Source organism: Paenarthrobacter sp. RAF54_2, from assembly GCF_052113945.1.
Lineage (GTDB): Bacteria > Actinomycetota > Actinomycetes > Actinomycetales > Micrococcaceae > Arthrobacter.
Window position 1 is genome coordinate 70,030 of the sequence record NZ_JBFRDV010000003.1, and the last position, 26,613, is coordinate 96,642.

The 26,613-nt window shown below is 58.6% G+C and carries 20 protein-coding genes; 11 read left to right on the forward strand and 9 right to left on the reverse strand.

The annotated features are described in order from the left end of the window. Nucleotides 1-11 precede the first annotated feature (11 nt). A complete protein-coding gene (locus tag AB4Y87_RS03185; RefSeq protein WP_442003036.1) occupies nt 12-1,244 on the forward strand; it encodes an NAD(P)/FAD-dependent oxidoreductase in 1,233 nt (410 codons plus the stop codon). A 224-nt stretch (nt 1,245-1,468) separates the two neighbouring features. Next, entirely contained in the window at nt 1,469-2,752 is a 1,284-nt protein-coding gene (locus AB4Y87_RS03190; RefSeq protein ID WP_442003037.1) for a cytochrome P450, read from the forward strand. 64 nt (nt 2,753-2,816) lie between these two features. Here the strand turns inward: AB4Y87_RS03190 and AB4Y87_RS03195 are convergent, their stop codons facing one another. From AB4Y87_RS03195 to AB4Y87_RS03210, 4 genes are all read right to left on the reverse strand, one after another. Next, on the reverse strand, nt 2,817-5,000 hold the full coding sequence (locus tag AB4Y87_RS03195) for an amylo-alpha-1,6-glucosidase (protein WP_442003038.1): 2,184 nt from the start codon (nt 4,998-5,000) through the stop codon (nt 2,817-2,819). Between the two features lie 295 nt (nt 5,001-5,295). Then, entirely contained in the window at nt 5,296-5,700 is a 405-nt protein-coding gene (locus AB4Y87_RS03200) for a cupin domain-containing protein (protein ID WP_442003039.1), read from the reverse strand. 212 nt (nt 5,701-5,912) lie between these two features. Further along, a complete protein-coding gene (locus AB4Y87_RS03205; protein ID WP_442003040.1) occupies nt 5,913-7,115 on the reverse strand; it encodes a cytochrome P450 in 1,203 nt (400 codons plus the stop codon). 139 nt (nt 7,116-7,254) lie between these two features. Continuing rightward, nucleotides 7,255-8,031, reverse strand: coding sequence for an SDR family NAD(P)-dependent oxidoreductase (locus AB4Y87_RS03210; protein WP_442003041.1), 777 nt, complete (start codon nt 8,029-8,031; stop codon nt 7,255-7,257). Between the two features lie 538 nt (nt 8,032-8,569). Between AB4Y87_RS03210 and AB4Y87_RS03215 the strand changes: the two genes are divergently transcribed. From AB4Y87_RS03215 to AB4Y87_RS03230, 4 genes are all read left to right on the forward strand, one after another. Continuing rightward, entirely contained in the window at nt 8,570-10,651 is a 2,082-nt protein-coding gene (locus tag AB4Y87_RS03215; RefSeq protein ID WP_442003042.1) for a hydantoinase/oxoprolinase family protein, read from the forward strand. Then, entirely contained in the window at nt 10,648-12,417 is a 1,770-nt protein-coding gene (locus tag AB4Y87_RS03220; RefSeq protein WP_442003043.1) for a hydantoinase B/oxoprolinase family protein, read from the forward strand. Before AB4Y87_RS03215 ends, AB4Y87_RS03220 begins: the two co-directional genes overlap by 4 nt. A 178-nt stretch (nt 12,418-12,595) precedes the next feature. Then, nucleotides 12,596-13,744 (forward strand): saccharopine dehydrogenase family protein, encoded by a 1,149-nt coding sequence (locus AB4Y87_RS03225; RefSeq protein WP_442003044.1) that lies wholly within the window; start codon nt 12,596-12,598, stop codon nt 13,742-13,744. 191 nt (nt 13,745-13,935) lie between these two features. Then, the gene (locus AB4Y87_RS03230; RefSeq protein WP_442003045.1) at nt 13,936-15,450 is read left to right on the forward strand and encodes a class I adenylate-forming enzyme family protein; all 1,515 of its coding nucleotides are present in this window, start codon (nt 13,936-13,938) and stop codon (nt 15,448-15,450) included. 218 nt (nt 15,451-15,668) lie between these two features. Here AB4Y87_RS03230 and AB4Y87_RS03235 read toward each other — a convergent pair whose 3' ends face one another. Beyond that, the gene (locus AB4Y87_RS03235; RefSeq protein ID WP_442003046.1) at nt 15,669-16,343 is read right to left on the reverse strand and encodes a TetR/AcrR family transcriptional regulator; all 675 of its coding nucleotides are present in this window, start codon (nt 16,341-16,343) and stop codon (nt 15,669-15,671) included. A 225-nt stretch (nt 16,344-16,568) separates the two neighbouring features. Next, nucleotides 16,569-16,976 (reverse strand): nuclear transport factor 2 family protein, encoded by a 408-nt coding sequence (locus AB4Y87_RS03240; protein WP_442003047.1) that lies wholly within the window; start codon nt 16,974-16,976, stop codon nt 16,569-16,571. A gap of 411 nt (nt 16,977-17,387) precedes the next feature. On the opposite strand from AB4Y87_RS03240, the gene AB4Y87_RS03245 reads away from it, so the two are divergent. From AB4Y87_RS03245 to purU, 5 genes are all read left to right on the forward strand, one after another. Continuing rightward, nucleotides 17,388-18,851, forward strand: a complete 1,464-nt coding sequence (locus tag AB4Y87_RS03245; protein ID WP_442003048.1) for an APC family permease — start codon at nt 17,388-17,390, stop codon at nt 18,849-18,851. Between the two features lie 193 nt (nt 18,852-19,044). Continuing rightward, on the forward strand, nt 19,045-19,866 hold the full coding sequence (locus tag AB4Y87_RS03250; protein WP_442003049.1) for an SDR family NAD(P)-dependent oxidoreductase: 822 nt from the start codon (nt 19,045-19,047) through the stop codon (nt 19,864-19,866). 132 nt (nt 19,867-19,998) lie between these two features. Then, nucleotides 19,999-20,796: an SDR family oxidoreductase gene (locus tag AB4Y87_RS03255; RefSeq protein ID WP_442003050.1), complete on the forward strand. Its 798-nt coding sequence runs from the start codon at nt 19,999-20,001 to the stop codon at nt 20,794-20,796. A 244-nt stretch (nt 20,797-21,040) separates the two neighbouring features. Continuing rightward, the gene (locus AB4Y87_RS03260; protein ID WP_442003051.1) at nt 21,041-22,156 is read left to right on the forward strand and encodes an aminomethyltransferase family protein; all 1,116 of its coding nucleotides are present in this window, start codon (nt 21,041-21,043) and stop codon (nt 22,154-22,156) included. A gap of 2 nt (nt 22,157-22,158) precedes the next feature. Then, a complete protein-coding gene (gene purU / locus AB4Y87_RS03265) occupies nt 22,159-23,001 on the forward strand; it encodes a formyltetrahydrofolate deformylase (RefSeq protein ID WP_442003052.1) in 843 nt (280 codons plus the stop codon). A 242-nt stretch (nt 23,002-23,243) separates the two neighbouring features. On the opposite strand, the gene AB4Y87_RS03270 is transcribed toward purU, so the two are convergent. The 3 genes from AB4Y87_RS03270 to AB4Y87_RS03280 form a co-directional block, all read right to left on the reverse strand. After that, complete coding sequence (locus tag AB4Y87_RS03270) at nt 23,244-24,014, reverse strand: SDR family oxidoreductase (RefSeq protein WP_442003053.1); 771 nt, start codon at nt 24,012-24,014, stop codon at nt 23,244-23,246. After that, nucleotides 23,986-25,014 carry a sugar-binding transcriptional regulator gene (locus tag AB4Y87_RS03275; RefSeq protein WP_442003054.1) on the reverse strand — a complete coding sequence of 343 codons (1,029 nt, stop codon included), beginning with the start codon at nt 25,012-25,014 and terminating at the stop codon, nt 23,986-23,988. The genes AB4Y87_RS03270 and AB4Y87_RS03275 overlap by 29 nt, the downstream gene beginning before the upstream one ends. A gap of 61 nt (nt 25,015-25,075) precedes the next feature. Continuing rightward, nucleotides 25,076-26,566 (reverse strand): sugar ABC transporter ATP-binding protein, encoded by a 1,491-nt coding sequence (locus AB4Y87_RS03280; RefSeq protein ID WP_442003055.1) that lies wholly within the window; start codon nt 26,564-26,566, stop codon nt 25,076-25,078. Between the last annotated feature and the right edge of the window lie 47 nt (nt 26,567-26,613).

A 26,613-nucleotide genomic window follows, 5' to 3' on the forward strand; every position in this document is an offset into this window, starting at 1 on the left:
CGGAGTTTGACATGACAGCTGTAATCATCGGCGCCGGCCACGCTGGCGTGCAGGCGGCCGAGTCCCTACGCCTGGAAGGCTATTCGGGTGGGATCGTTCTGCTGGACAAAGCGAACCACATGCCATATCAGCGCCCTCCGTTGTCCAAGGACTATATGAAGGAGGGCGGTGACCCCGCACCCATGCCGCTGCGCGGTACCGCCTTTTATCCTGAGCACGACGTCGACCTGCGGACGGGCGTCGAGGTTATGCGCATCGACGTCGAAGCCCAACTGGTGATCGTTGACGAGGGGGCACCGGTCCCGTACACGGAGCTCATCATCGCTGCAGGTGCCGAGGCGCGCCGGGCTCAATGTGTGGGCAGCGAGTTGGAAGGCATCAGCTACCTACGCACGGTTGATGATGCCGATGCACTCCGTGCGGAGACTGACCAGGGCGACGGCCGGGTACTGGTGGTTGGTGCCGGCTTCATAGGCCTGGAATTCGCGGCCGTTGCGGCCCAGCGAGGTCTTGAGGTCACGGTCATCGATTTTGCCCAGCGTCCCATGCAGCGCGTACTGACTCCATCCATGTCGGATTACTTCGTGCAACTGCATGGTGAACTCGGGGTGAGGCTGCATTTTGATGAGGGACTGGATCATTTCGTCGGCGAGCAAGGCCGCCTGACTGGTGTTGTTGGCACGTCAGGTACCAAGTATGCCTGCGACTTCGCCGTCGTTGGTCTTGGCGTGGTCACGGACGACGACCTGCCCACCGCGGCAGGCATCAAGTGTGACCGCGGCATCCTTGTGGACGAGTACCTTCGCACCAACGTTCCACACATCTACGCCATCGGTGATCTTGCGGTGTTCCCGTCTCGGCACTTCGGAGGAAACCTGCGGCTGGAAACAGTACAGAACGCCACGGACATGGCCAAGACCGTAGCGAAGACGATCGCAGGCAATCCTTCGGCCTACGACATATCGCCCTGGTTCTGGTCGAACCAAGGTCCCGCAAAACTTCAGATCGCAGGCCTGGCCAACCCTGCCGACGTCGTAATTGAGCGCGGAAACCGTTCGACAGGGAAGTTCAGTCAGTTTCTCTTCCGAGACAGCCAGCTTGTGGCCGTCGAGTCCGTCAACTCACCAGCCGACCACGTCGCTGCCCGCAAACTTCTCGAACACGAGCGAGGCATCACCATGGAGCAGGCCCGTGACCAGGACTTCGACCTGAAGGCATTTGCGCGAACACTTCCCGTTGGCTGAGCAATCAGGAGGGCTTACCCCTCATCGCCGTGGGGCTAGGCCGATCTGAAGCTGCTCCGTACGGAAGGCGACCAGGACGTGAACCGGGCACGTCGAAAAGAGACAGCTACGGCGCCCACGTTATGCAATCACCAGGACCGGGGAAGCTACGGCGACGTCCGCGGAGCTACCTTGCTTGGGATCTGTCGGCCTTTGACGCAGGAAGAACGCAAGTGGAGGAAGTTATGGAAGACATCGAGTCGTTGAACGAGACTGCAGAAGACAATCGTGCCGCCTATCGATTCGGTGGTATTGCACTGAACAGCTGCAGGCCGCTTCCAGCTGGAGGTGGGAAGTTGTCCGCCTACGACTACTACCCGTGGGACGACCCCGAGTTCGAGAGGGATCCAAATCCCTGGTACGCCAGAGCTCAAGCCGAAGTTCCGGTACTTGTAGATGACACGGGCACGTTTGTGGTCTCGCGGTACGACGACGTTATGGAATTTGGTCCGATGTCGTGCATGTCGGTTGAACCGGGCTGGGATGCCGCAGGCCCGTGGTCGGTAGCGAGCTCCACCATTATTGGGCGCGATGCTCCAGATCACACCCGCCTTAGGAGGCAGACAACGAAGTGGTTCGCGCCGAAGGCTGTTCGCGAGTGGATCACCACGACCGCATCTGTCACCAACGAGGTCCTCGACGAAATGGAGGGAGGGATGCTCGATGGTTGGCTCGATCTGGCTGTCGTGCCAACACACAGGACCATGTGCCGTGTTCTTCAGGTCGAAGACGACGATGCAATTGACGTCATGGCTGAAATGGCTGCGACGATGCCGATGCTATCGGCGCGTCCCCGCCCAGGCACATGGCAGATGGCCGGCGAGGGGTTCKAAAAGCTGTCCAGGCGCATTGACTCGATCATTGAAATGAGGAGTGCCCAACCCGCGGACGGCCTGACGAATGCTCTGATGGATGCGGTCAGAGATGACACCCTGACCCGCCAAGAGATGCGTGCGACAGCTCTGATGCTCTACAGTCTGGGGCACATGGATGTTGGATATCTCGTCGCAGCCGGCTTGCGGGTGTTCGCGGAACTCCCTGATGTCTACGCGGAGTTCCGGGAAAACGCGAATGTTCGCGACGCTGTCATTAATGAAATTGTGCGATACGACCCGCCCGAGCTTTCGTTTTACCGGACAACGTTGGAGGATCTAACGATCCGGGGAGTGGAGGTTCCGGCTGGATCCCGTCTCCGATTCATGATGGGGGCCGCAAATCGTGATCCGATGTTCTTCGAAAATCCGCATGTGTTTGATTTCCACCGCCCACAAGACCGCGCCAGAAATCTGTCGTTTGGTCTAGGCCCCCACACGTGCGCGGGTCAGGGCTATGCGCGATCCCAGGCCCGCACGATTTTTGAAACCGTGTCCTCGCGGTTCAAGTCAATCGAACTCAACGGTCAATTTGAGACAGACAACACCGACTTCTCACGCCACTTTACGAAGCTACCGCTCCTCTTGGGACAATGAAACTCACTCCGGTTGGGCGTCACCAGCGACAACGACGCCGGACACCAGAGTCCCTGTAGGTTCCTCAAACAGTAGGCTTTCCCGTTCCCCCCTTTTCAACGCCAGAAGGGGGCGGGGCTTGTTCCATCAGATCGCCCACCCATGGCAGGTAGCCCTTGTGGAAGGACATTCCTTCTGGCAGTCCCTGAACGGACACTTCAGAACCCGCGATGTCGATAGTAATCCGCCCGTCACCCATAGGGGCGTTCGTTATATGGAGGTGGCCATACGATTCTGGAAGAACGGGATCCAGCCAAACTCCACCCAGGGAGACGTCGGGGTCATAGCGCATCAAGGTAGTTATCAGCATGATGGGCGTGGTGGCTGCCCAGGCTTGCGGTGAGCAGGCAGTCGGGTAGGGTACAGGTGCGGCGAACTGTTCCCGGCTGAAGCCACAGAACAGCTCGGGGAGTCGCCCCTCTGAAAATTCGGCTGCCTCCAGCAGCGCGGTGGAGACGCGCTGTGCCTCCTCGACGAAGCCATAGCGCATGAGGCCCACTTGTATGATCGCGTTATCGTGTGGCCAAACAGATCCGTTGTGGTAGCTGGCAGGATTGTAGGCGTCCATGTCGGAGGCCAAGGTGCGAATACCCCAACCGCTGAACATTTGAGGGGACATCAATCGGTCCACCACGAGTTGGGCTTTGTCGTCGTCGATGATGCCTGTTGTCAGGCAGTGCCCCATGTTGGAGGCGCAGGCATCCACAGGCTGTTTGTTGCGATCGAGTGCAACAGCGTAGTAGCCCTTGTCCGGCAGCCAGAACTCTTGATTGAATTGACGCTTTAACCGAGCCGCCCGGTCCCGCAGGTGACCTGCCTTCACGTGATCGCCTGCCTCGTGGGCCATCCAAGCGGACGCAAGGCACGCGCCATAGACATAGCCCTGCACCTCACACAGCGCGATCGGTGGGTCCGCGATGGTTCCGTCGGCGTAATTTATCCCGTCCCACGAGTCCTTCCAGCCCTGGTTGATCAAGCCTCGATCATTGAGACGCGAGTACTCGACAAAACCGTCTCCATCCTTGTCTCCGTAGTTCCAAATCCAGTCCATGGCCCGGTCCGCGTGGGGCTGCAGCTCTGCGATGGTTTCCTTGGCAAAACCCCATCGACTCACCTCTCCGAGCACTATGAGGAACAGTGGTGTGGCATCTGCACTCCCGTAGTAGGCGGATTTGCCGCCCAGGGCCAATCCACTGGATACATCGAAACGGACTTCGTGAAGTATCTTGCCCGGCTCCTCTTCGGTCATAGGGTCCACAACTTTGCCTTGGCGGTCGGCCAAGGTCTGTAGCGTGCCCAGTGCCAAGGACGGATCAACGGGGAGCGCCATTGTCGATGCCCAGAGTGAGTCGCGGCCAAACAGTGTCATGAACCATGGTGCACCGGCTGCCACCACAACCCGTTCAGGATGATGTGGGTCTTCGATCCGAAGGGCTCCCAAATCCTCGTAACTCCGGCGTAGCGTCCGCTCGATTGAGCGATTGCCCATTCGAAGAACAGGGATCTTCGCCACCCAATCACGCCGATGGAGATCCCGCGGGGACATGCCGCTATCCTCTGTTCGTCCAAAGGGTCCGCTTGCCGCACTGCTGTCATCGGGGACGACGGTCAGCAGCGTACTCCAATGACCGTGGGGCGGGATGATCATCTTGTAAGTTATGGCCTCTGCAGTCACCTCTGCGTCGTCGTCGGGCCGTATCACAACGCCCTTGTCCACGTTCTGCCAGCTGGCCCGTATGACCAGGGAATTTCTATCTATTTGCCTCGTCTCGTTCCACCGTCGCTGGATCCGCGCCTCCTTGACCTCGAAGAGGTCTGCAAAATCTGACTCAGCCGTCAAGGCGACGACGCACTCGGCCGGCCGCCCGGAATAGTTTCTGAGCGTGATTCGCTCTAATATTCCCGCGCCGACTTCCCGCAGGCGCTCCACAATTAGTTGGCTGTCTACGAGGCCGTCCCAGCGCGGTACGCGGCCGGCAAATAGGGCTCTATAGGGCTCCTTGGTCTCTGCGGCGAGCGGCTCAAGCGCTTGCCCGTCCACGGTTAGATTCCAACGCGACAAAATACGCGTGTCCTTATAGAAAACCCCGTGAGGGGAGTCGGGAAAGATGTCCCCGTTAGCCGAGGAGATGYAGAAATTGGATCCTTCCACGAGCGTGACGGCCGCACCCAACGGCCCTGCCGCTGTGTCAGCGTTCCACCCTCCCATGCTGGCTCCTTCGCCGACGGCACCAGCGCTGCTCGGCGCAGATCCTGCAGTCCCGACGCCCCGTTGCCATACCCATCAGTTTTTAACGACGCTACGCTTGTCGAAAACCTGACGCCAGCCATACTGGACGGCCGTCCACGCGGCCCAAGGCGGACCCGACGGCGGCAGTCAAGGTCTAGAGCGGCCCCACGGTTGTGTGGCGCGCATTGGCAGCGGCTGGATGAGGGCGTAGCAGGCGCTGCCGCGCCCATGATCGGACAGTCGGCTGGCAAAATCTTCTGGCAGCAGGGCGTACTCAGTCGTCGATCTCCCAGTACTCCAAGGCTTGGGAATCCTGGCCGTCCGGGTTGGGGCCGTAAATCCCCAGCATCCTGGCGTACTTGGGCGCCCAGTAATAGCCGGCGTATCCAGCGGGTACGCGGATCGTGTCACCAGGGCCGCCGACGACTTCAGTATCACCGACGCGGACGTGGAGTTCCCCCTCCAAGACCACGCTGACCTCATCATGCGGATGGTGGTCAGCGAAGCCGGCCCGTTCAAGCGACCACTCGGACATCGCATACGTGTCCCACCCTTCCGGGCGGGGGTTGACCACCCAACGGGCCTTCATGCGTGGCGTCTTCGCAGAAAACTGAGTAAGAGGTCCGGAAAGGATGAGGTCGGGCTTCGCGGCGTCGCGGTCACTGATTGTCGTGCTCATGCTTGTGTCTCCAATTCCAGAGGTTCCCATAATCGCCGCACTGACCGCGACCGCGTATGGCAGCATCTCGTTCCGGTGCTCCACTTCTACTCGCACCTTTCTGTCACCGACCACTGTTGCTCAGTGGATTCCAAAAGCAATCGAAAGCAACCAAGTGTGCCAAATAGGGGGCTGGGTCGTCGCTTGACGACACCAACCCAGCCTGAGACTAGTTAGGAAAGCCGAACCGTCAAACCTTCGCAGTTGCGATGCCGGTCGGAAAAGACCCACTTCGGCTCGCCGATGACTTCAATCTTCCGCACACCCTCGGCGAGGACATCCAGAACTGCACGCATCTCGACCCGGGCGACGCCCTGACCGCAGCAGCTGTGCGTCCCTGCACCGAAGGCTATCGCCATACTTGCGGCCGGGGGCCTGGTCCAGTCGAATCCATCGGGGTCCCTGAAGACTTCCTCGTCGCGCACGGCTGCACCAAGGATGAAGCGTATTTGCGTGTTTGCGGGAATCGTGTAGCCGCGGATCTCATAGGGTTCGGTCGTGTAGCGGTCGACAAGCACCTCTGGCAGTGCCCGGCGGAACGCTTCGTTGATGATGGCAGTTCGCGCATCTGGGTTTGACCGATATTCTTGCCAGGCCTCGGGGTACGCCGCCAAGTCGGCAAGTGCGGAAGCCATGCAGTATCCAGGATTGTGGGCAGCTGAACCCCACAGAATCTGAATTGATTCCTTGAGCTCGCGCTCGGTGAGTCCGCCGTCATCTGCAATCTGAATCATGGCGTCCAGAAGGCCATCCCCTGGGTTCTGCCGCTTGGCGTGAATGAGGCGATCGGCGTTGAACATCATGAAGCCGAACCCTTCCCACGCACGCGTCTTCTCGTCCTCCGTTGGTTCCCATCCCAGTGAGTCCATCGTCTGATTCGTCGCTAGGATGTAGGGCATGCCGTCCTCGCGGGGTATCCCCAACGCCGCCGCCATGGCGTCCTGCGCCGGCTGCACCCCAAGGTCTCGGTGTGCGTCGATAATGCCGTCGGGTCCCATCCTGTCGAGCGCTGCTCGCGCCGAGTCGGCCGCGACGTCGGCCATGCCTTTGGTGGCCTTCGGCGTTAGCCATTTCCTGAACGACTTATGAATCCTGCTGTGACGTTCTCCTTCTGTGAGGAGAACTGAGTTGAGGTTAGAGGCCCATGGGCTGTCACCGATCCCCTGGGGCGGCACGGCAACCAGCGATGTACTCTTCAAGTGCTCCGTGATGTCGTCGTAGCGTGTGATGACAATGGTTCCGTCCTCAAGTTTGAGGAAGGGGTACTCTTCTCGAACGCGGGCAAACCAGGGCCAAGGGGCCTTTATGAACTCTGGATCCCTCCAAGGGAGGAGGTCTTCGCCGGGTGGTGCTGTAATCGGATGTGTGGTTGTCATGATGTCTCCTTCATCCAGACCTGAGATTCTCAGGACTTTACTTGATCTGACTGGTCTTTCCGGTCGAGGTGTGTGCCGGGAGAAGTTCGGCGGCCGGTGCGCCAACTGAATGCCGAGGCCGGTGTTCCAATACCCGGACTTAGATGGGATTCCGCGCAGCTGTCAGCCAGCCGCCGTCGATGACCATTGCGGCGCCATGGATGAAGTCTGCATCCTCGCTTGCCAGATAAACGGCCATCCGGGCGATTTCCCGTGGCTGGCACCACCGCCCGGCGGGCGTACGGGCAACCTCCGTCTCACTGTCGGGCAGAGTCTCGGAGCCGCCCTCTGGCATCGTGAGCCCAGTGAGAGTAGCGCCGGGGCAAATCGCGTTTACCCTGATACCGTGCCGCCCGTAGTCGAAAGTGAGTTGGCGGGTCAGTCCCAGTACGCCGTGCTTGGATGCCGTATAGGCGGTGCCTCCTCCTGCCGCGCTCAAGGCTGAGATGGAGGCCGTATTGATGATGGCACCGCTCGATTGTTCGAGCATGTGGGGGATGACAGCCCTGGCCATAAGGAATGGGCCCGTCAGGTTGACGGCCAGCGTCCGATCCCACTCTTCAAGCGAAATTTCGTGAGCAGGCCGGAAGCTGTCGATAATGCCAGCGTTGTTACAGAGCACGTCAATTCGACCGGCCCATTCTCGCACTTGGTGGATGGATGACTGAACCGACTCCGGGCTTGACACGTCGACTTCGACGGCCAACGCACGCTCAGGGCTCTCAAGCTCGGCGACAACCCGTTTCGCGCTCGTCGGGTTGATATCAAGTGCTGCGACTCTGGCGCCCTCAGCCACGAACTCACGCACCATCGCTTCGCCCATACCGGATCCTGCACCGGTCACAATGACAACTGCGTCCTTCTTCAACGTAGTCAAGAAACACCGACTTTCCGCCGCTGAAAGCGGCCAATGAGGTTTAAATAATCTGCCCTACCGCCCTGACGCTTTGGTGAGAGGGGTACGGTCTTGCAATCGCCCGCCACCCCGACAGCTCTGCAGACAGTCGACGTGGGAACTGACAGGCTAAAACCGACTGGCGGACCGTTGCGATGCGTACCGGGAAAGCAAGTCATTTTGGGGTTCACCGCAACCATCTCCGTACATCGCCCGTGCTGAAAGCTGGGTGGCTGCTCCTGAACGATTGAACGATGAAAGTTACGCCCGCTCGCCCCAGCTTAATAACCGTTAAGTCGCCCGTCAAGGGGTTTGACACTCGGTTTTGCGATCCTGCTCAATGGAGGAGTCTCCTTGAATACCTCGCCTTCCCGCGGGGGAGTCATTGGGTGAGGGAGGTCACTAAAAGCCTTGACAAGGACAACTTACTTAACATTCAATAAGTGCAACCTTGGTGCCCGTTCCGCGATCTTCATATAACTCGGGGCGGTGGACACTCAATATAAGCAGGGAGAAATTCATGGGCTATCAGGTCTCCGCGGACACCGGTGGAACGTTTATCGACGTCGTCGTACAGGACGCGGCGTCCAAACAGGTGATCGGAAAGTCGCTTACGACCTATGACAGGGTCTTCCGCGGCATGTCCAACGCCATTGAAGTTGCAGCGAACGAGTTGGGACTGACGGCCAAGGAGCTCCTGGCTGACACCGATCTCTTTATCTACGGCACCACGCATGCAACCAATGCCATCGTGACCCGCAACGTTGCCAAGACCGCACTCCTTACGACAGCTGGGTTTGAGGATGTGCTTGTCCTCAAAGAGGGGGGCAAGCAGGACGGCTACGATTTCACGAAGCAATACCCGGCGCCCTACATTCCGAGGCGCCACACCTTCGGCGTGACCGAGCGGATCAATGCCGAGGGCGAGGTAGTCGTCGCTCTTGACGAGGTGGCCCTCCTCCAAACGCTCAAGAGTATCCGCGAGGAGGGCTTCGAGGCGGTCGCAGTCTCGCTGCTGTGGTCGGTCGTTAACCCTGCCCATGAACTTCGCGTGGCACAGCTGTTGGCCGGGGTTGCTCCCGGTCTACCCGTAACGCTGTCGCACCAGATCGCGCCAATCATTCGCGAATACCGCCGGACGTCGGCTGCAGCCATCGATGCTTCGCTAAAGCCATTGATGCAGCGGCATTTCAAACAGCTGGAGCGGGACCTGCGCGACTTCGGGTACGAAGGCGCCATCTTAGTTTCCACAAGCATTGGCGGTGTCATGAACATCGAGGAAGTGATTGAATCGCCCATTCACACGGCGCGTAGCGGCCCGTCTATGGCCCCTCTTGCCGGCCTTAATTATTCCCTTCTCGAAGGGCTCGGCGGCGACATGATCGTATGCGATACAGGAGGCACCACCTTTGATGTCGGACTGTCTCGTGACGGCGCAGTGGTCCACTCGCGTGATACGTGGATTGGACCCGAATGGGAAGGCGATCTTCTTGGCATTTCCTCGGTCGACATTCGCTCCATCGGGGCTGGCGGCGGTTCGATTGCATGGGTGGACGAAGGAGGCTTGCTTCGAGTCGGCCCGCAGTCGGCAGGATCGGAACCTGGTCCTGCGTGTTACGGAAACGGAGGGACTGAACCGACACTCTCCGATGCTGCCTGCGTGCTTGGCTACTTCGACCCCGACTACTTCTTGGGCGGCCGTATGCAGCTGGATGTCGCTGCTGCAGAGGCAGCGATCGGAAGGATTTCCTCCAAGCTCGGTGTGAGTGTGCTCGAGGCTGCATGGGGAGTTCTGTCCCTGGCAAGTGAAGCGATGGTGAAGGCTGTCCATGAAATTACGACCGTTCAGGGTCTGAACCCCCAAGACAGTACGCTCGTAGCGGGCGGTGGGGCTGCCGGCATCAACATCATGCAAATTGCCAGTGAGCTGGGGTCGCGCCGTGTCATCCTGCCCAAGGTCGCCTCGGCCCTCTCCGCTTCCGGTATGCATTTTGCGGACATCGTCAAGGAGGAGTCTGCTTCGCTGATTACTTCCTCAGACGACTTCGCGGCAGAGAGCGTGGAGAAGGTCCTGAGAGGACTGGAGACAAGACTCACCACGTTTGCAGCCAGGTTCAGTGACAACTACCCGGACCACTCCATGGAGTTTGGCGTGGAGGCCCGGTACAAGGGCCAGATCTGGGCGATTGACGTGCCGCTCGACTCAGCACTGTTGAACGAGGAAATTGACCAGGAACGACTGTTCAGCGCTTTCCACGAGCTCCATGAGCGCGTTATGGCCGTTCGCGACCCGGATTCGCCGATCGAGTTCTTGAACTGGCGGGCCCGTGTGACTGTCGACATTCCCCGTGCGGATAGGACGTTCCCGGATGCCGCCGAGCGCGTTGGGCGCTCCGCTTCCACGCGGACGTGCTATTTCAGTGGCACAGGCAAAATCGAGACACCGGTCTTTAAGCCGGCTGATCTCCTCCCGGGAACGCACGTGAGCGGTCCGGCTGTTATCGAGGAACCCACGACCACGCTAGTCATCTACCCCGGAATGGCCGCTCACGTGGCGGACACCGGAAACTACCTGCTGCACATCGAGGAGGACGAGGCATGAGCAAGAAATTTGATGCCATTCGGACGGCCGTTATTGCCAATAAGATCGACGGGATCGTTCGGGAGATGACCAACACTCTTCTCCGTTCGGCCCGCTCTGCCGTCATCAACAGTGCGCGCGACTTTTCTTGCGTGATTCTCACGGCCGACGACGAATTGCTTGCAGCGGCGGAAGGCATTCCAGTGCATGTTTTTGGAGCGCAACTCCAAGCTCAGGCCCTGCGTGCCGCTCACCCCGAGCTCCGGGAAGGGGATGCCTACCTCGACAATAACCCGTACATAGGAAACTCCCACGCCGCCGATCACACGATCCTTGTTCCAGTATTCGTCAATGGGGAGCACCTCTTTACCGCTGTGACGAAGGCACATCAGGCCGACATTGGTAACTCCATCCCGACCACGTATCACGCTGCTGCCAGGGATGTCTATGAAGAAGGGGCCTTGATCTTTCCCACCGTCAAGGTTCAATCCGACTACGAAAACGTCGATGATGTCATCCGCATGTGCAGGAGCCGCATCAGAGTTCCCTCCCAGTGGTACGGAGACTATTTGGCCTCCGTGGGCGCAGCCCGGATCGCAGAGCGTCGCTTGAAGGAGCTCGTCGCCAAGTACGGTATCGAGACCGTCAAGAAGTTCATTCGCGACTGGTTGGACTACAGCGAGAAGATGATGACCAAGGCGATCGAACATCTCCCGGCAGCAACGCTGCACAACACTGGACGGCATGACGCCTTCCTCCCTTACCTTCCTAATGGGTTGGAGATCGAGGCCAGCATCGAGATCAAACCCGAAGCGGGATTGATCCGCGTGGACCTTACTAAGAATGGGCCGAATGTCGACTGTGGCCTCAACCTCACGGAAGCCACGACCCGGGCTGCAGTTTTTAGCGGGATCTTTAATGCGATCCCCACCAGGATTCCAAAGAACTCGGGCGCCTTCCGTCGGGTCATCATCGACATGAACGAGGGCTCTGCGGTAGGCAAACCGCGATTCCCGCACAGCTGCTCGGTTGCTACGACTAACGTCACTGATCGGCTTATCAACGTCGTGGGAGCCGCGTTCGCCCAACTTGGCGAGCCTTACGGTGTCGCGGAAGGAGCCGTAGGTGTCGGCGTTGGCTACGCTGTTCTTTCAGGCGTCGACAGGCGCACTGGCGAGGACTTCGTAAACCAAGTGTGTGTCACGGCAAACGGCGGTCCGGGCAGTGCCCACGCCGATGGATGGGTCACCTACGGGGTTCCTTGTGTCAGTGGGCTGATGTACCGGGACTCTGTCGAGGTCGATGAAGTCAAGATGCCCATTCTCTACAAGTACCTTCGACTCGTGGCAGACACGGGTGGTGCCGGTAAGTTCCGGGGCGGACCGTCCTTCGAGCTCGCGTATACGCCCAAGGCTGACCCCATCACTGTGATCTACCCATGCGATGGTCAGGTCAATCCCTCCAAGGGTGTGGCCGGCGGTTCTCATGGCCGGACAGCGGAAGCCTGGCTGGAGAGGACCGATGGCTCCCGCGAAAGGCTTGCCAACACGGCAACCGTCGTCTTGAACCCAGGCGAGATCATTCACGGTTTCGATGCTTCTGGYGGTGGGTATGGATCTCCGTTGGAGCGGGACCCAAATTTGGTTCTCGAAGATGTCGTTGAATTGTGGGAAACGGAAGAACACGCCCGGGAGACCTATGGAGTGGAGTTGGTCGCGACTGAAAACGGCCTCACGGTCGATGAGGCGGCAACTTCGCAGAGGCGGGCAAAAGCCGCTGTGGGCTAAGACGCCGAGCTGTAAGGGTTGCGGGCCGCAGCACTGCTGCCGGCCCGCAACCCTGCCATATCACCATCTGCATGGATCGGGAGCGCTGCCGCTTGCGTCTGACAAGCCGGACGAGTGCCTGCCTCCATGCGGTCAAAGCAAAAATGACTAACAAGGAAAATCGAAAGAGGTGCCAACTATGGGCAAGCCGACAGTTGTGGTGCTTGGAGCGGGAGGCGCTCAGGCGTCAGGATTGTTCCGTGGTTTGGGTCGTTCGGCCACCAAGTTGCGTTTGATCTGCTGTGACCGCCGGTTCCGCGATGACTGGGTCATCGAGGCGGGAAACCAAGAAGTGAAGCAGATAGAGTTCGACCTTTTGGCCGATCCCGCCAAGCTGCACGGTATCCTCTCCGAGGCAGACCTGGTTGTGAACCTGACCGGCCCCTACTACACGCTTGGGCCAGTCATCCTTGACGCCGCGATTGCAGCAGGCATCGACTATGTCGACATTTGCGACGATGCGGATGCTACGGAACTGCTGCTTCAGCGGGACGAGGCAGCGCGGACCGCTGGCGTCACGGCACTCATCGGCATGGGCTCAGCCCCGGGGACAACGAATGTCCTTGTACGTCTGGCACTCGATTCGCTGCCAGCCGGGGATGCAAGTGCTTCGATTACGTGGTGTGTGGACGCCGCCGATATGGTTGGCGCCGTAGTTCCGCATTTCGCCCATTCATTCAGCACAGCTGTGCCCACCGCCGACGGCACTCCCACATGGCAGGAGCTTGAACCGCAGCGAGTGAAATTCCCAGAACCGGTGGGGGAGCAGCTTGTCGTAACGCTCAGCCATCCAGAGGTGACCACCCTTCCACGCTTCACCAGAGTGACTGAGGCTAAGAATAGGGGAGGTCTTATCCCGGAAGATTTCACACATCTCGGTTGGGTCATTTCACGCCTTCCCGAAGGGCGAAACCGTACAGCGGCCATGCAGGCGATTTTTGAGACTGCCCGTACACACCACGCGGACCGTGAACCCGTAGGGGCAGGTCTTATCGTCGACGTGAGGGTTGGAAGCGAGGGGATTTCCTTCCTCTCCGGAGGCAAGATGAGCCAGGAGGACGCAACCGGTACTCCTGCAGCTGCGGGGGCTCTTGTCGCCCTGCAGGGGCGTGTGCCTGGTCCAGGCGTCGTTTCTCCGGAGGTGCTGAACCCCGCTGACTTCTTCGCATCGCTGCGGGAGGTTTCAGCCGGTGGCGGAGGCATGACCGCTTATCGGACACGTGACGGGGAGATCGTCGAGCATGTTCGGATCCGCGACCTCCTCACCGCGCGCGTGACGGCTAGCTGAGTTCTGTTTCCGGAAGCGGCGGCTACGAAATTCCGACCCCGCCCGACCGCCAGCCGGACAAAATTCCTATTGTCCGTCAATCGGGGGCGGACAGATTTCCCACGTCACAAGCTCGAAGGGGGCCGGGCTTAGGCGTCCACAGACGCATATCACATTTTGCACACGCGCAAGAAATGAGGAGTATCTGCCGTATGAAAGAGCATGCTGATCACCGCCCGCTGCCATTCGAGACGCTTCCGGCGGCCTTTGCCCATTGGGCCAAAACGACTCCAGATGCTTTGGCACTCACAGCAGGGCCGCATCAATTCACTTACGGACAGCTATCAAGGCAGGTCTCCGGCTGCATGGCCTGGCTTGTTGAACAAGGCGTGCAGCCCGGCGATCGTGTTGTCATCGTCGGCCACAATACCGTTCCGTGGATAACCCACTATTTGGCCGTTCTGTCATTGGGAGCAGTGATTGCGCCGGCGAACAACAGGTTGAACCCAGCTCAGTTCGCAGACCAGGTGGAGCTCCTTGAGGCAGTGCTAGTGCTCGCCGACGATGCCCATTTCGAAACCGTTCTGAACGTTCCCAAGGAACGCGTAAGAGTGTTGTCCGGTGCCAATGAACGCGTTCCCAGTGAGGCTTTCGCATTACCTGACCCAGAGTCGCCCGCACTGATCAGTTTCACGTCCGGCACAACCGGAAAACCCAAGGGTGCGACACTGACGCAGTCGGCTCTGGCTGAGGCCTCTTGGGCTTTCGTTCGCGTTCTGGGAACAAGCCAGGACGATTCCACCCTCGTGGTTGTGCCTATGTTCCACAACACAGGTTTTGTTGATCAATTCGGTCATATGGTTCTCCTGGGTGCCCGAACGGACCTGCTGCACAAGTTCAGTACAAAGGATGCGATTGCCGCGCTCTCCGCCCGGCCCGTGACCTATCTGGCAGCAGTTCCCAGCATTATTCGGTTGATCATGCTCGCCGAGGGGGCCGAAAAGGCTTTGGATTCTATACGGGTGCTTCTGTACGGCGGGTCCCCCATGCCGGCCGCCTGGATTGATGAACTGCTGGCAAAATGGCAGAACCTGCGCCCGTTTCACGGATACGGCATGACCGAATATGGTTCGGCCGTGTCCTTCCTGACTCCTGAGTACGCCCGTGATCATGGAGAGTCCGTTGGGTTCGCCGTTCCGGGCACCAGCATCCGTATTGTGGGGGAGGATGGAATGGACGTGGCGCCTGGACAAGTCGGTGAGCTTTGGGTTCAGGGGCCCACGCTTATGCAGGGTTACTGGCGCCAGCCAGAACTCACAGCGTCAAAAATCAGTCGTGGCTGGCTGCGGACTGGCGACCTTGCGAGAATCGATGACGGGCTCTACTACATAGAGGGCCGGGTCGACGACGTCATCAACAGAGGGGGGGAAAAGGTGCTGCCGGCCCACGTAGAGGCGTTACTTGCCAATATTGAATCCGTCGGACAAAGCTGCGTCTTCGCAGTGCCTGATCCCATCCTTCAGAACCGAGTGTGGGCAGTTGTCGAGGAGCGCCCCGGTGAGTCTTTCGACGAGGATGCCGCCCAGGCTGCCTTGAAGTCCTTACTCCCTGACTACGCCGTTCCTGAGCGGATAAATATCCTGAATCCGATGCCCAGAACGGCCAGTGGCAAGATCGATCGACGCGCTGTTGCATCCCACTACCGGAGTTTGGAGACCAAGGCATAACCCGCAAGGACCGAGAATGCGTGGACCGCGGTGGACATCGAGAGAGGTCCACCTCGGACCTCTTGGCAGGTCAACAGCTCCAACCGGCAGTCAACGAGTCAGCGATGAATTAATGCTCGTTAAGCCGACCACAACCTCGATCTCACCACGACAGACCCGCATGGACTTCCCCCAGAAGCACGCTACTATGAGCACCCAGCGGTAGCAGCCGCATGCCGTCAGGCGGCTGCGCTGGAAGCCGAGGAAGTGGACGCGCCCACCATGTTCCTGACCAGGCCTTCGTACCTGTTAGCGACGGCAGCGATTGACATTTCGCCGTGAGGGTCGAACCAGGTGAATACGTAGTCGCACAGCGTGATGATGGCGAACGAGGCAGTCGGCACGTCATCCACCTGCATCACGCCACGTGTCTTGCCCGCCTGCAAGACGTTCTGAACCTCGCGAACGTACTCTCGCTGCATTTCAAACACGGGCTCCAGCTGTTCACTGGGGATTTCGTGCGCTTCGCCTTTGTACGACATCGTCAGATCAAAGGCCCGGGCAGCACCCAATTGCTGCAGCTGCCACGTGACATGGGCACGTACTATCTGCCCCAACCTGAGAACGGGTTCGTTTTCAGTTATGGAGTCACGAACATGTGTGAGGAAGTCCTTCATAGCTGCGGCCAGTACGGATACGTACAGATCGTTCTTGGAGGGGAAGTACCAGTAGATGGCCGGCGCGGAAACGCCGAGTTCCTCGGCCAGGGCTTTCATGCTGGTTCCCGCATACCCATGCTGCAAGAACTTTTGAAGAGCAACTTTCATGACTACGTCGCGACCAATAGCGTCACCATTTGCCGCGGAAATTTTTCCTCCGGCGCTCGTCTTGTTCACAGTTCGGCTCGATACCATCCCAGAATTCCTATCTGCTCGCTGCTCACGGCTAGCCGGCAAGCTCGTCGGCCATGCACGGAAGACCACCAGCCGGCTGGCACTGTACACAGCTTAACGCTTATCAAGCAATTGCACTATGAGCTGTCGCCGACGGCGAACAAAACGTATTGGGCGCTCAGTGATGCCTGATTGCGTCTGCGCCAGTGGCGCAGACGCAAAACATGCAGGGAAGTCCGGCGTGGCCTAGGTCAGATCGCCAAAAAAGCGTTCAACTTCCTGTTGCTTCATATCACTGAACCAGGCTTCGATGATCTGCCCTTCTGAGAATTTATAGAGACCGAGGCGGTCTGTCTCCACGCGACGTTCCCCTCTGGTCCACACTTCATGAACCAGCAAGAGCACCCCATCGTCGCCAACCAGCAATACCTCGTTCTGGCCGCCAACTTCCCAGGTGTCGGTATATGCGGCGACGCGCCCGATCCAGTCCGCGGCGAAGGCATCCCGCCCGTGGTAGTCCCCGGCCAGGGGGCCTGTGCCTCCCATGTGCACAACCACATCTTCAGCAAAGAAGGCGATGCCGGCGGCCTGGTCACCCCGCTCCCACGCGGCATGGTAGTCGTGCAGAAGGCTAAGGGAAGACTCTTTGGACATTGCTCTCTCCTTGATTGTCCGTTGGTCGAGCTCTCCACTTTACGCGCCGTTAAGTTCACGATGCGGCTGGAGAGGACCTGACTGTCTGCATGATTATTGCCACTCCCGCAGACTTATGGCAAGAGCGGACTATTAAGGGATCAAACCTCTTGACGACATCGCTTAATGGTGATTAAGTTCATACCAAAAGTACGTCATAAAACCAGGGCCCCAGCCAGGTCGGCACAAATGAAGGCAACTTCGCCCTCGCCGGTGGTCGCGGCATCGAGAGCCAAGCTCTTAAGGCCAGTTCACTGCCTCCGATTCCTGTAAGACCCATAAACGCCATGAGATGAGCGTCGCAGAGTCGCGGTCTGCTCTACCAAATGGCGTCGACTGCTCTCGAAGCAGCTTGACCACGAAAGTTTCCCTATGACCATCGAACCTAGAGTCCAAACGGACGTCGCATCGCGACGTACGGAAACCCGTCTTTCGGGCAGAATGGGCATGACATCGCTGGTGCTCAGTGTTCTGGCGTTTTCCGCTCCCATCGTTTCGGTGTCTGGCTACATACCTTTTACTATCGTTTTCGCTGGGCAAGCCGCACCTGTCGCCTTTGCGTTGGCAACGGTACTTCTTATGGTCTTTTCCGTTGGGTACATCGCAATGACGCGGTCCCTGCCAACGCCGGGCGCTTTCTACGCCTATATCACATCGGGCCTGGGCAAAGTCGCCGGTCTTGGGGCTGCATTCATGGCCATAGTCTCCTATCTGGCGTTGCTCGCCGGGGTCTACGTCTTCGCGGGCATCACGATAACCTCCCTCGTCAGCAGTTTCGGCGGGCCAGATACATCATGGTGGATCTGGTCCCTGATCGGCTGGGTGGCCGTCAGCACGCTGGGATACTTCCACATCGAACTGTCTGCCAAGGTTCTGAGCGTCGTGATGGTCCTCGAAGTTGCTTTGGTAATGATTTTCAACCTGGCGACTCTCACGCGTGGCGGTGCCGAAGGCCTGAGCCTCGCTCCCTTGAACCCGACTGAGTTTGCGAAAGGGGATATTCCCATAGCAATGGTCTTCGTCGTTATGGTCTTCATCGGTTTCGAAGCGACCGCACTGTATCGGGACGAGGTAAAAAAGCCCCACACCACAGTCYCCCGAAGCACCTACTTGGCGGTCGTCTTCATCGGAGCCTTATATACGCTTTCCAGCTACGCACTTGTCTCGGCGTATGGAAGCTCAGCTGCGGAAACGGCCAGCAGCGAGCCTGCGACGATGTTCGGAAACGCCGTAAGTCGGTTCGTGGGACCGGTCTTCGCGCAGGTTGCTTTCGTTCTTATTGCAACGTCAGCAATTGCAGCGTTGTTGTCCATCCACAACGTCATAGCGCGGTACGTGCACAACCTAGGGGTAGATGGAGCCCTACCTCAGTACCTGTCCCGAGTGCACCCCCGCCACAAATCGCCTCATACAGCCTCTAACGCGACAGCGGCCGTCGTCGCTGGGGGACTCGTTCCTTTCCTGCTTGCGGGCACAGACCCCGCTGCCCTTTATGGTCAACTGGGCGGCCTGGGCTCCACAGGCATCCTTACATTGATGGCACTGGTTAGTCTTGCCGTGATCGTGTGGTTTCGCCGTAACCCCGAACACTCTTCCAAAGTGATGGCACTGAAGGTAGTAGCTGCCCCCTTGGTCGCTTTTGCTGCCTTCACTCTTATTGTCGTCTTGGTGGTTTTGCACTTCGAGCTGGTTGTGGGCGGGAATTCCGGCCAAAGCCTCGGGCTGCTCCTCATCCTTGGTGTTGCCCTCCTCGGGGGCATGGGGACGGCCGTCTATTTCCGGTACAGGCGGCCCGCGATATTCGAGCGGCTCGGATTGGCGCGAGGTCATCAATGAGCCACCCGGACTTGTGACTGCGGCTACGCCCGCCAACTGACGGAATTCCATCGCTAATCGCAAAACGGGATACTCAAGGGCTCGTCGCCGAATGGACTGATGACATGGACGTAATGAAAATAGCCGGCGGACTCAGGTTGCCAGCTCCATCTTTCCCAACCAAGTGCACTATGAATAGCAAGGAGAACTCCCAGTGGCCCAACACAACTACCGACGACTCGAAGGCCAGACTGCGATCGTGACCGGTGCAGGCCGCGGGATCGGACAGTCGATCGCTCTTAGATTGGCCTCTGAAGGAGCCGAGGTCCTGATCGTGGGCCGGGCACCTGAACCACTCGCCGAGACGGTGGCCTTCATCGAAGGTGCTGGCGGACGGGCGTGGTCGATTTCCGCAGATATCTCCTCCGAAGCTGACGTGCGGCGGCTTGCAGAGACTGCTCTGGAGCGGTGGGGCCGGATCGACGTACTGGTTAACAATGCTGCCGTGTTTGATGAGCCGCCCTTCCTCGAAGTGGATGCTGCAACTATTCGGCAGAGCTTTGATATCAATGTGGTGGGTACTTTCCTCCTGTCTCAAGCGATAGCCAGGGGCATGGTGGACAACGGACGAGGATCAATCATCCACATTTCTTCAATCGACGCACTCGGTGCGGACGGTCCGGTCACCGCTTATTCGGCTACGAAAGCCGCTGTGGTCAGCATGGCACGGACGATGACGATCGAACTCTCGCCTTTTGGCGTCAGGGTCAACTGTGTTGCGCCAGGCTTTGTGAACACTGATATGGTCCACAAAACCTCGACCCCTAATGTTCTGGAGCATATGCTCAATGATTTCAATCGTGTACCGATCCGCAGGTTGATCGAACCGGAAGAAATTGCCGCAACTGTCGCGTTCCTCGCCTCTGACGAGGCATCTGGCATTACGGGCACGAACATCGTCGTTGACGGCGGGCTGACCGCGAATTTGTTCGTAATGGAGACACTTCCAGAACCAATGATCCCGCTCGGAAACTGAGGCCTTCGCCCTATGCTCCTGCATCCAAGTGGCATGAGAATGTGGCGATCGCGCGGAAGCACAGCGTGAAGCCCTAACGGCGGATCCACCAGAGTCACGGCAACACACCAGTCCGAAGGAGACGCCTAAAACATGAAGCCCCCCACACAGGACTCCACTGCCGAGTCAATCAATCACGGTGGACGAATGGCCGGCAAAACCGTCATCATTTCAGGCGGGGCACGAGGAATGGGTGCTGCATACGCTGATCAAATCGTGCAGGAGGGCGGTCGGGTCATTATCGGGGACATCCTCCTCGAGCAGGGGCGCGAGCTCGCCGAATATCTTGGCCCCGCGGCCCGCTTCGTCCGTCTGGACGTGACCAAGGAGGACCACTGGCATGAGGCTGTAGCTTCTGCTTCAAAGTACTTTGGGCCGCTAACGGGGCTGGTAAACAACGCAGGAATTCTGGTTCACGAGCGACTTGACATGACCACGCCTGATCAGTGGCAGCGGACAATCGACGTCAACCAAAAGGGCGTTTTCCTCGGTATGCGGGCGGCGGCGGCAGCCATGCGAGCGTCGGGCGGTGGCTCTATTGTGAATATCTCTTCGACAGCGGGGATTGTTGGCTTCACCGATTGCTTCTCGTATGTAGCGTCCAAATGGGCAGTGAGAGGCATGACGAAGGCTGCGGCCCTCGAACTGGCCGGGGACGGCATCAGGGTTAACTCAGTTCATCCTGGGGACACTATGACCGACATGATTGCCGGAGACATTGCCTCCAGTGGGGCAGTCACAACCCATGACCAGATTCCTTTGGGTCGGTACGCCGCGCCCCTGGAGATAGCACAGCTTGTACTCTTCTTGCTGTCTGACGAGTCGAGCTACATCTCCGGAGCCGAACACATCATCGATGGAGCAGTGACGGCAGGAACATCCTTGTCCTAGCGCCAAGGTCGCTGCTTCATTTATTTATCATTAAATAAGCAGGCCACGATGTGCGTGAACCCGCCCCTGACGGGCCTTTCAGGCTGAAATTTCTAGCCGCTCATAACTAATTAACGACCATTCAAGTACCGATAGTGTGCGCGAGTCACTCGTCGTCACGCTCATCCATAAGGCCGCGCCTTACCGTTCAATCGTCAGGCGAAGGCAAGCGGGACATATGCCAATCCACTAGGGGTAGTCACCAATGCAGATTCCACCAGGGCTTGAACCAAACCCGACCACTTCGCGGTTTGCCCACCGTGTTTCCGAGTGGGCCGATTCGTTCGGCAGACCATTTGCTATCGATTATGGTGATCCAGCCAAGGAATATAAGGCACTCCGCGAGGCTGTCGTCGCACTCGAGTATTCAACGATCCGCAAATGGTATGTCGAGGGTCCCGACGCCGTTGCAGCAGTAGACAGAGTGTTCTCGCGCAACGTAAGAGCCTTACGCGTGGGAACTATTGTGTACGGCGTGTTCACTGATGATGACGGTTTCATGATCGAGGACACTACTCTGGTGAAGCTCTCCCCGGAAACTGTGCTTGTCCTCGGCGGTGAGCAGCTGACGCAGCAACAGCTGGAGCGAGCACTTCCGAAAGGCACCACAGTTACAGACCGACGTGGGGAATTCGCTGCCGTTTCCCTGCAGGGGCCGTTAAGCCGAACCCTGCTGCAGCGCCTTACGAAGGCCGACATCTCGAACGAAGCGCTGCCATATTACGGTTCACTGATCGGAGTCGAGGTGGCGAATGTTCCAGCAACGATCCTAAGACTCGGGTTTACGGCTGAGCTCGGGTTCGAGATTATCGTCCCTGTTGAGCATGCGGACACGCTCTGGGACGAGATCCTTGCCCAACATGATCTCGGAATCGAACTCATGGGGTTGGAAGCCATCCTGGTCGCTCGTACGGAAGCTGGCATGGTCATGAACAATTATGAATATGACCGCTCGACGACGCCTTATGAATGCGGCTTGGGTTGGACGATCGATTTCGAGAAGGGGCAATTCCAGGGACGCGATGCGCTACTGACGAAGAAAAAAGACGTCCCCACCCGTCTGGTGAGTATAGAAACGACGGCGGACGCCGCCTGCCTCGACGGTCGGCCAGTGCTTCTGAACGGAATGTCAGTTGGTCGCATTTCGATGGCCGTTGCATCACCGGTCTTGGGAGGGCGAACCGTCGCGCTGGCGAGGGTGGATTCCGCACTCGCACGCATCGGAAGCGCCCTTGAAGTCGGCACGGATTCGGGAGCAGCCCCAGCGACGGTCCGAAGGACGCCTGTCTATGATCCCGAGCGCCTTCGGGTTAGGAGCTAACGGTGGAGCGCTTCATACTTCGCATCCGGGCAGCGGACCAGCCCGGCATCATCCACGCGATGACCGGTGGCATCGTAGCCACAGGAGGGAACATTCTGGACAGCGCCCAATTCAGTGACGAGGACAGTGCCCAGCTCAATGTGAGGGTCGAATTCGAGTCTGGCGATGATGAACAGCTGATTCGTGCAGAGCTCGTTCATCGTCTCGGCCGATTCGACCCGATAGTTGAGCTCAGAAGAGTTCGCGAACCGCGACGGGCCCTGATCATGGTGTCGAAGTTTGATCACTGCCTGGACGACCTCCTCTACCGCTATAGAAGGGGGGAACTCCCCGTGGAGATCCCGATGGTCGTGTCCAACCATGAAGACCTGCGTAACGCCGTGGAGTCGGCTGGCGTGCCCTTCCAGTACATCCCGGTTACACCGGAAACCAAGCTTGCGGCGGAGAGGCAACTATCCACGCTGGTCCACGAGACTTGCTCTGACTTCATCGTCCTAGCCCGATACATGCAGGTCCTCTCCGACGATTTCTGCATGGGCTTCGAGGGGCGGATCATCAATATCCATCATTCGTTCTTGCCGAGCTTTAAGGGCGCGAGGCCATATCACCAAGCCCGCCTCCGGGGCGTCAAACTTATCGGCGCGACCGCTCATTACGTGACCGCTGAACTCGACGAGGGTCCCATCATCGAGCAGGATGTGGTGCGAGTCGATCACCGAAGCAAAGCCGAGAACCTAGTGGTGATCGGCCGTGACATCGAGCGGAAGGTGCTTTCGGAGGCTGTACGTCTTCACGCCGACGACCGCGTCTTCCTCTCCGGGCGCCACACGGTCATCCTCTCCTAAGAACGAGCTGTGGCCCTGGGCCATTCGCTAGCAAGGCTTGGCCTTATTTGCGCTGGGAACAGTAATTGCATTTTTGACATCGCTATGCGCGGGAGAACGCGGAAGCAACCGTTGATCCATCGAAGATGGCCATCGTTCCGGTGGAACTTATCACTGAAGTGGTTGCTCAAGATGAGGAGACGATGCGTCAGTCCGCCTGCTGGCTATCCCAATGAGTCCGGACAGCCAGCAGGCTTTCCTCATTATTGGGCGCAGAAGCCGCCGTCGGCCAGGAGATCAATGCCAGTGACGAACGAGGAGGCCTCTGAGAGGAGGAACACTGCAGGTCCTGCCATTTCGGACGGATCGGCGATCCGCTTCATGGGTGTCTCCTGCGCGAAGACCTCCATCTGGTGGACCATTTCTGGGCGGGAGTTCATTTTCGTCATGGTGTATCCGGGACTCAAAGCATTGACGCGGACACCCCGCTCCGCCCATTCCATGGCCAAAGACTTGCTGAGGTGGATGACTGCTGCTTTGGCGCTGTTGTAGTGCACCTGCTTGAGCCCGCGGTTGACGATGGAGCCTGACATGGACGCTATGTTCACGATGGAACCGCCACCATTCTGAAGCATGGCCCGTCCTTCAGCCTGGCAGCTGAGAAAAACTCCGGTCACATCTATGTCGTAAACTTTCTGCCACTGGCTCAGTGGCATGTCTTCTGCCGGTGCGGCGTTGGCGATGCCAGCGGAATTCACAGCCATGGTGAGCGGGCCGAGATCGGCCTGAATCCTTGCGACCGCTTCTTCGAGCTGTTCGGCATTGGTGACATCGGCGTGGACGAAAGTGGCTTTAGCGCCTGCCGAGCGGAGAAGGTGCAGCGTTTCTTCCGGTCCATCTCCTGGGAGGTCGACGATTCCTACGGACCCGTTCTGTTGAGCAATGCCAAGGGCGATGGCTTGTCCTATGCCGGATCCGCCTCCGGTGATGAGTGCTGTTCGGCCGTCAAGTGCGAAGGACAGTGGGTTGTTCATGGTGTTCCTCTGTAAGTTTGATGGGCGCTGTGTCTGCTTCGAGTTTCAGCGCAGTTTCTTTGTCAGTGATGAGTACGTTGACCCAATTGCCAGTCAGCGCGGCCCTTATGGCGGCATATTTCCTGGTCCCTCCGGCGACGCCGATACGCCGACCGACGCGGAGCATCTGCTCCGGGCTGATACCGAGCACCCTGTCATTCAGCCCCGACTCAACCAAGGATCCGTGTTCGTCAAAGAACCGCAGGCACACGTCGCCCACGGCACCAGCCGCCGCAAGGACGCTGAGGTCAGTTTCTCCGAGTGAGTTTCCGGAGTCCCGCAAAAGGGGAGATGGTTCGATACTGCCGATGCCGAGTAGCAAGGTGTCCAGATGATCCCACTCGGCGGCCACCTCAGCCACGAAGGGGTCTTCCATCAGCGCATCCCTGCCACTGCGACTGGAAACAATTCCCGGTGCCGCCAGGTACCTTGGAGTCGCTTTGGTAACGCTGGCCAGCCTGTCCGCCAGATGGGTGGCCTGCACTTGAACGGTCGGCTTGCCGACGCCTCCGATGACCTGAACGACGCGCTCGGCCGTTTTGACATTCCGGGGTGCCATGGCATCCACGGTTGCGAGCAGCGTTGCGGACCACGACGAAATACCAACCCTGTTGGTGCCAGTGAGGGTGACTTCAAGATAGCTTGCCGCTGCTGCCCCCAGCGCCCGAATGATTGAAGGTTCGTCGTCAGCGTGGACATCGGCGACAACGACCGTCTGCAGCCCGTACTTGGCCGCGACCGCTTCCTCCAGATCGGTCTCGGCCCCAGGTGGAGCAACGACAATCGTTCTGACGATGCCCTCCCTAATCGCGTCCGAGAGCCACCTTGACACCCGGGACTGGGAGACATGCAGTTGTTCAGCGATCTCAGCTTGGCTGAGTTTCTGCTCGTGGTACATCCGCGCAGTCCTGACCACTAGGCCCAGCTGTTCAGTTGAGAGCGACTTGTTTCGCGGAGCCACGGTTTGTCCTTCGCTAGAGATCTGCAGGCTAAGGATGAAATTATTTCATGCTTCCTATCTACTATCTTGTCGCCAGTTCCATGACACGGGTGGGCGAGGCTTCGTCCGCATTCAAGATGCCTTGGTTTTGCCCGCGGGCCAGAACCATTACTCGATGGGCCAAGCCGAGAACTTCTTCAAGATCAGAGCTGACAACAATCACGGCGTTGCCATTTCGGGCAAGCTCGGCGATGACTTCATAGATCGAGGCGCGTGCACCGACGTCGATTCCGCGGGTTGGCTCATCGAGAATAATCAGGCGCGGATTGCGTTCCAGCCACTTTCCGATGACAACTTTCTGCTGGTTTCCACCGGACAAGGATCCGACTGGCAGGCTGACATTGCCCTTCATCCCGATGTTCCTGGCCACAGTGCTGGCCATTTTGCGAACTTTGGACGGTGCAATCCAACCGCCAGTGGCTATCTTGGCCATATTGGGCAATGCAATGTTGTTCTCAATTGTTTCCGATACGACAAGTCCCTGCTGTTTGCGGTCCTCAGGGATAAGAACTATGCCGGCTTTGATGGCTGCCATAGGGTCGTTGGCTTTGAGCGCTTTACCATCCAGCACTATGGTGCCGCCGTGACGGTGTTGGGCACCAGAGATGGCACGGACGAGTTCGGTGCGTCCGGCGCCGACGATTCCGGCAATTCCGAAAATTTCACCTTCGCGGACTGTAAAGGACACGTTCTTGAAAGTACCTTCCTTGTCATGCAGGTCCTTGACTTCCAATACGACGTTGTCCCTGGGTTGGGGAACTTCGGGGAACAATCGCTCTAGTGGACGGCCAACCATTTCCTCGACCAGTTGGTTCGGCGAAACTTCACCGGAGGCATGCTCGGTGATCTTCAGTCCGTCCCGGAGGACGACGATGCGGGTCGCGATCTTGGCAATTTCGGCAAGCCGGTGGCTGACGTAGATAAAGGAGACGCCTTCAGCCTGCAGTGACCGGACGCATTCGAACAAGGCGTCCGTTTCGGACTGGCCCAGTGCCGCCGTCGGTTCATCGAGGATGAGCAGTGAGGCGTTGAGCAACAAAGCCTTGGCGATTTCCACCTGCTGCTGCCCAGCCACGCTCAGATCCCGGACGAGAGAGTCGACGCTTCCCTTGAACCCGAGCCGCTGAAGCTGGGTCTTTGCCTTTTCGCGCATAGTGCGGGCATCGAGCATTCCGCTGCGCATCGGCCAGCGTCCTATCATGACGTTCTCGGCGACAGTGAGGTCAGGTAACAGACGCATTTCCTGGTGAATAAGCCCGATGCCGGCGGCAATGGCATCACCAGGAGTCGCTGGCGCGTAGGGTTCACCGTTCCAAGTCATTGTCCCGGTGGTGGGTTGGGTGACACCGGCGATGATGCTGGAGAGAGTGGATTTTCCTGCACCGTTTTCTCCCAGAAGTGCTACGACTTCTCCCGGGTAGATGTCCAGGTCAACGTCCTGGACGGCGATGGTGCCGGGGTATTTCTTGGTGACGCGGCTGACTCGTAGTCCGCGCTTGTCCTCAGTAGGCATTGTAGGCTCCGTTGACTAGGGAATGGCCAGGGCGGGCGGCGCCTCGT